The sequence below is a fragment of the Frankia sp. KB5 genome (assembly GCF_002099325.1).
In the GTDB taxonomy this organism is placed as follows: domain Bacteria; phylum Actinomycetota; class Actinomycetes; order Frankiales; family Frankiaceae; genus Frankia; species Frankia casuarinae.
This window is the reverse complement of record NZ_MRUJ01000321.1, coordinates 1-5,949: the sequence shown is the minus strand read 5'-3', so window position 1 is coordinate 5,949 and position 5,949 is coordinate 1. Positions and strand designations below refer to the sequence as shown.

The window sequence follows — 5,949 nt, the reverse complement described above, 5'->3', positions numbered from 1 at the left end:
GCCGGCCGCCCGGAACCGGACCACGAAGAACCCAGAAGCCAGGATCTTCAGGACGTTCCTAAGCCGGTTCTGTTAGCACGGCGGCGATGATCGCCGTCACGAGCTTGTTGACGGCCGCCCTGCTCGGCGGGTCGGGGTCGCGGTCCACGAAAAGGAGATGGCCGCCGCCGACCAGGGAGAGGGTGAGTGAGTCAATGTCGGCGTCGGCCGCGATGCGGCCCAGTTCGCGCTCGTCGGCCAGATATACGGAGATCGCGGCCGTGGCATGGGCGAGGATCGCGATGCCGCCTTCGGGCATGGCTTGCCGCAGCCGTGCGCGCAGCTCGTCCCGGAAGGTGATGAGCGGGATGATCGCCACGGGAATCGGCCCGAACAGGGTGGTCAGCACGTCAGTGAGGTTGTCGACCACCGTGCCGGTGCCGGCGGACTCGCGCAGCGCACTCGCCCGTGTCTCGAGCTGGGCGACTCGGTCGAGTACGAGGTCCGCGAGGAAGGCGTCGAAGTCGGCGAAGTGCCGGTGCAGAACACCCTTGGCGCGGCCCGCCTCGTCGGTGACGGCCCGGCTGGTCAGCCCGTTCGGCCCGTCCCGCAGGAGCACGCGTTCAGCGGCGTCGAAAAGCTGCTGTCGCGCATCGCGAAGGTGCACCCCAGTCGGCACTCACAGATCCTCTCGCGCGTCAACCAGCTTGTACCCCTCTATTTTGAGTGGGCAGCCACCCACTCAAACCGCTGCGTGCTCATATTATCGCGGGAGCACGCCGAGCCGCCTCCGATGGAGCCGTACAGAACCCGCCGAGCGTGACTTCAGGAAGATTGTACGCAATGTGATGGTCGCCGGCTGTCCGGCGTGCGGGCTCGCCGGGCCCCAGTACTGATGATTAATGTGTGGTGTTAGTGGGCCTGGTGATGGCCGTGGATATGTGGGTAGACCGTTTGTATGAGGTATGCGACGGGTGGCGGGTTGACGCCCGCCGAGCAGGTGGAAAGAGAGCGGGTTCGGTTGGCTGCGGCTGACCGGTTCGCCGCGGGAGCGACTCGGATCGAGGTGGCACGGGAATTTAAAGTGACCCCGAAAACGGCGGGCTGCTGGTATCGGGCGTGGGAATCGGGGGGTGCGGCGGCGTTGCGGTCGGCCGGTCCGTTGTCGCGGTGCCGGTTGGATGATCGGGATCTGGCCCGGTTGGAGGCGATCCTGYGTCGGGGGCCGGGGGTGTATGGCTGGGCTGATCAGCGGTGGACTCTGGCCCGGGTCGCCGAGGTGATCAGGCGGGAGTTCGGGGTCGGGTACACGCTGCCCGGGGTGTGGATGCTGTTGGACCGGCACGGCTGGTCGTGTCAGCTGCCGGCGCGCCGTGCTGTCGAACGTGACGACGCCGCGGTGGCGGGCTGGTCCGAGCAGGGGTGGCCGGYGGTAAAACCACCGCGGCGGCCAGGGACGCCTGGGTCTGTTTCCTTGATGAGACAGGGCAGGGCCTGAGGCCGCCACGAGGACGGACCTGGGCGCGCCGCGGCGTGACTCCGGTGGTGCGGGTGCCTGGGCGGGGTGGGTCCGGGCGGGTGAGTGTGGTCGGGATGGTTTGTTACAAACCCGGGCATAGGGCCCGATTACTTTACCGGGCTCGGGTCAGTCACGGCCGTCCGGGTGAGCGGAAAGGGTTGGGCTGGCAGGACTGTCGGGATCTTCTGYTGGCAGCGCACGCGCAGCTTCCCGGGGGTCGGCTGATGGTGGTGTGGGATCGGTTGAACATCCATCTGCAGGCCGAGATGGCCGCGTTCCTGCGGGAGCACGCCGGCTGGGTGAGCGCGGTGGCGCTGCCGGCTTACGCCCCCGACCTGAACCCGGCAGAGGGTGTCTGGTCGTATCTGAAGCGCACGGCCATGGTCCATCTGGCCGCTCGGAGTATCGACCAGGTCTTCCAGGTCGTCAAACACGGCCTGAAACGGATGCAATACCGACCAGGACTACTCGTCGGGTTTCTGGCTGAAACCGGACTGGCTTGGGACGACCTCCGATCAACATAACTTCACACATTAATCTTCAGTAGCTCCGTAGAGGGTCAGGCCGGCGCAGGGACTTTTGGGGTTCGTCTCAGCTGGGTGCAGAGGGCTTGGGCGACCCTGACGAGGGTGACGTGACGGTGCCAGCCGGCGAAGGTTCGGCCCTCGAAGTGGTCGAGGCCGAGGCCGTCTTTCAACTCGCGGTAGTCGTGTTCGATCCGCCAGCGGATCTTCGCGAGACGAACAAGATCGCGCAGGGGGATGCCGGTGGGCAGGGTGGACAGCCAGTAGTCGGTGGGCTCGGGTTTACCCGGGGGCCATTCGGCCAGCAGCCGGCGCTCGGCGTCGCGGGGAATCGTGCGGGCGGCGGGGCGGACCCGCAGCACGATGAACCGTGAGCGCATCGCCGCGGTCGGGTTGCCGGGGCCGTGATGGGTAACCGCGCCGCCAGGTCACCCACCGCGCCGGGCTCCGTCCCGCGGCCAGGGCCAGTGCTTTTCAGCGTCGAGGGCGGGTCCGGGTAAGCGGGTACCGGTGGGCGGCCGTTGCCGGAACAGGGCGCGCGCACGGGTGCGGCGGTGGCCGGGTACGCGGTCGCGGTGTGGGTCACGCCGACGACGTAGACCAGGTTCCGCTCGGGGAGGCCCTGACGGAACTCGGCCGAGTCTCCGTAGCCGGCGTCCGCGAGCACCGGCCGGAGGGTGCACCCCAGCTGAGGACCTCGTCGACCATGTCCAACGCCAGGCGCCATTTCTCCCGGTGCCGCGCGACGTCGGGGATCCCCGCCCGAGTTCGGCGGGCACGGACCGCGGCGGCCTCGGCCAGGTCCTCAACGCCGACGTCGTCCCAGCTCGCGGGTAGGAGCAGCCGCCAGTCCAGCGCCGCGGACGCCCAGTCCGGGGCCGCGTGCACGGACGCCCCGACCTGACAGTTCCCGACCTTCCCCAGCGTGCCGTACTTCGTCCGCTGTTCCCTGCGCGGCAGATCGGCCAGCATCCGTGCCGTGAGCTCCTCCACCAGCGGACACACCGCCGCCATTTCCTCCGGTGTCACAGCTGGCAGCCAATCAGACCCGGATCCGCACCCCCCCAAACCAGTCGATCAACCACCTGACAAAGTCCTACTAGACGTTGATCGTGGTGTCGGCCGGGCGCGCCGACGGAAGCCGCCGCGCGGCGACGCCGCCCGAGGGCTTCCGGCGGTGCGGTCAGGTGTCCGGCTGGGACGATGAAAGTCGTCTGGTCGGCCAGCCGCGCGGCCGAAGACCTACCGACGCGCCCTGTACGCGCAACGGCTACAGCGCCCGCGGACCGCGACATTCGGCGGAGCGTGGTCGGATCACCGTTGGCTGCTGGACGTCGTCACTGTTCAGGCTTCTTGTAGAGGGCCTGCCAGAGGTAGCTCCATGGAAGTGCGCGGCTGTCGCCGACGCAGTCCCAGGCGTCGCCCGGCCGGTAGCCGTCGATGAAGGCGGGCACCGCGGCCTGGACAGCCTGGCTGTCGTGGATGTCCACCAACTGCCTGAGGGGCCCGTTCTCCAGTGCCATCTGCACGGCCTCCTGGCCCTGCAGGTAGCCGTCCAGGCTCTGGTCGATGTACTTACCCACCGGATTCTTCACATAGAAGGCAGAGCAAGTCTCGTTGATCAGGTCGAGATAGGCGCGTACGGTGTCCGGACTCATCTCGGTCATCGAGTGGACGTTGATGCACAGGTGGAAGCGCTCGGACTTCAGGGCGCCACCCACCAGCCCGTCGACCGAGAGGAACTCGATCTTTTTGAAACGGTCGTCGTCGAGGGTCTCGCGGAGGTACGCCCTGCTCAGCTCCAGCGTGTTCTTCAGGTCGACGATGCAGTAGCTGGCGATGTCATGGTTGGACATGATCATGTGGCACGTGCGTCCGTAGCCGGCCCCGATCTCCATTATCCTGGCACCGGTCAGGTCGATCTCCTGTTCGATGAAGCCGAGCTCGAACGTCGCCTGCAGGTAGTCCATGCACAGCAACTCGCCCTGGCACCGCACCGTGATCGGGTTGCCGATCCCGCGGTTGGGGGTCCGGTTGATCCTCGCCAGATCCTCCACRCTCGATGTCATGCCGAGGTGATAGGTGAGCGCCTTCAGATACCGGACGCCGTTCGTGGACGGGTCCCACAAGGACAACTTGTAGTTCCTCGGGTCGGACTTCAGATTCGTCAGGTTGACGGAGGCGTCCTCGGTGATCCAGCGATCCTGTATTCGCTCCCACTGGCGGCTGGCTTGGAAAATATGATCCATCTCATTCCCTCCTGGCCTGATACATGTTCGGTCGGGCCGGGCCGCCTAGTCCGCACGCTCCGATATCAGCGATCGCGCCGGCCCAGATCGATCCGCGGATGCCTTGTTCGGGCTGGTGAACGCCCTCTTCTCACGAGCTACCCGAGGGCGCCTTCAGTCAGCGCGGTTACCCGCGCGGCCACCTCGACCGGAGCCGGCTGGGCGAGAATCTCGGCGCGCAGCGCAGCGGCGGCGCGCCCGACCCGGTCGCTGGTCAGCACCGTAGCGACCGYGTCCGCGAGCGCGTCCACGGTCGCGTCCTGGTTGTCGACGGCGACACCGGCTCCGGTATCAGCCAGACGCGAGCAACATATCCGCACGTCCTTGGACGCCGGGATGCCGAGCTGTGGGAGGCCGTAGTACGCGGCCGTCATGACCGTGCCGGCCCCGCCGTGATGCACGATCGCGTCGCAGGACGGCATGATCGAGCTGAGTGGGACGTTCTCCACCACGGTGACCGCCGAGGGCAGACTCGGGACTTGGYCGCGATCCGCGCTCGTGACCGCGAGGACGACCTCRGAATCGTGCTCCTGGAGTGTCTTGATGACGTCAGCTGCCGGAAACGCGTCGATGCCATCACGGATCGCCAACGTCGTACCCCAGGTGACTAGAACCCGTCGCCGCCGCGACCGGGCGAGAACCGAGGGCGGCAGAACACTGGTCCCGTTGTAGGGGACAAATCGAGCCGGAATCCGCGACGGCGTCTCAATGACATGCATGGCGTCCGGCCATGTGTCGACAGTCGCGACCGCGTTCTCGGCTCGCGGCGCGCATCCATGTCGCACGAACAGGTCGCGAAGTGGCTCAGGCCAGGCGYCCGGAGACATGCCGCTGCCGGGGTAGCCATACTCGGAGGCTCGCAGCAGGTCCGGGCCCCAGAGGTGATGGACCAGCGGCGCGGCCRCGGCCGCGGCCACCAGCGGTGCCGCGAGCACGAGCGGATCCGCGACCACCAGGTCGGGTCGCCAGTCACGGGCAAGGGAGACGACCTCGCCCGCGGACTCCACGGCGAACCGTACCTGGGCGTCCAGCAGCGTCTGGAAGAGCGGGTTCGGGGCACCCGGCTCGCTCTCGACCGGGCCCCGCTGCCGATACCGTACGAGTTCAGCGGTCATGYCGAATGACCTGGCAATGGTGACCATCGGAACTCCGGAACTCACGACGACCGATTCGCCCCAGGGCTGCGCGGCGACACAGACATCGTGGCCCTCGGTCCGGCAGGCCCAGATCAGCGGCACCATCGGGAAATAGTTCGACGGCGCGGAACCCGGAATGAAAAGTATGCGCATCCGATGATCGACCATTCTCGTCGGCAGCTGTGATCGTGGGACCAAAGATTCCAGATCGGTACGGCCGGGACAAGCCGGGCTGATCAGGGTACCGTTTCGCTGACATCCATGGTATTGGCGGCCCGCCCCGAGCACCGTGCGGTCCCGCGCGGGAAAGACCTCTGGACGCACCAAACCCAGGGCGTGCCGCAAAGTCGTTGATGCTGCTCAGGCTGGGTTTTTGAGGCCGAGGATGGTTGTGAGCAGGGCTGGGTCGTGGCGGAGGCGGCGCAGGGTGGGGCTGATTCGGGTGTGTCCGGCCAGGCGGAGCAGGCCGATGGCGAGGTTACGGAAAGTGGCCAGGAGGCGGG

At 67.2% G+C, this 5,949-nt stretch carries 5 protein-coding genes and 1 pseudogene; 2 read left to right on the top strand and 4 right to left on the bottom strand.

Going from position 1 to position 5,949, the window contains the following annotated elements; genetic code table 11:
• Positions 1 to 58: 58 nt before the first annotated feature.
• Entirely contained in the window at positions 59 to 658 is a 600-nt protein-coding gene (locus KBI5_RS23480; protein ID WP_085016501.1) for a TetR/AcrR family transcriptional regulator, read from the bottom strand.
• A gap of 279 nt (positions 659 to 937) precedes the next feature.
• On the opposite strand from KBI5_RS23480, the gene KBI5_RS23475 reads away from it, so the two are divergent.
• Both KBI5_RS23475 and KBI5_RS28240 read left to right on the top strand, forming a co-directional pair.
• Complete coding sequence (locus tag KBI5_RS23475) at positions 938 to 1,477, top strand: winged helix-turn-helix domain-containing protein (protein ID WP_085016500.1); 540 nt, start codon at positions 938 to 940, stop codon at positions 1,475 to 1,477.
• Positions 1,402 to 2,022, top strand: coding sequence for a transposase (locus KBI5_RS28240; RefSeq protein ID WP_085016499.1), 621 nt, complete (start codon positions 1,402 to 1,404; stop codon positions 2,020 to 2,022). The genes KBI5_RS23475 and KBI5_RS28240 overlap by 76 nt, the downstream gene beginning before the upstream one ends.
• Before the next feature lie 35 nt (positions 2,023 to 2,057).
• On the opposite strand, the pseudogene KBI5_RS28910 reads toward KBI5_RS28240, so the two are convergent.
• The 3 genes and pseudogenes from KBI5_RS28910 to KBI5_RS23455 all read right to left on the bottom strand — a co-directional run bounded on the left by KBI5_RS28910 (position 2,058) and on the right by KBI5_RS23455 (position 5,599).
• Positions 2,058 to 3,036, bottom strand: a pseudogene (locus KBI5_RS28910) (IS701 family transposase).
• Positions 3,037 to 3,359: 323 nt separating this feature from the next.
• A complete protein-coding gene (locus KBI5_RS23460) occupies positions 3,360 to 4,271 on the bottom strand; it encodes a putative sugar O-methyltransferase (protein ID WP_085016498.1) in 912 nt (303 codons plus the stop codon).
• A 137-nt stretch (positions 4,272 to 4,408) separates the two neighbouring features.
• The gene (locus KBI5_RS23455) at positions 4,409 to 5,599 is read right to left on the bottom strand and encodes a nucleotide disphospho-sugar-binding domain-containing protein (RefSeq protein WP_198537938.1); all 1,191 of its coding nucleotides are present in this window, start codon (positions 5,597 to 5,599) and stop codon (positions 4,409 to 4,411) included.
• Between the last annotated feature and the right edge of the window lie 350 nt (positions 5,600 to 5,949).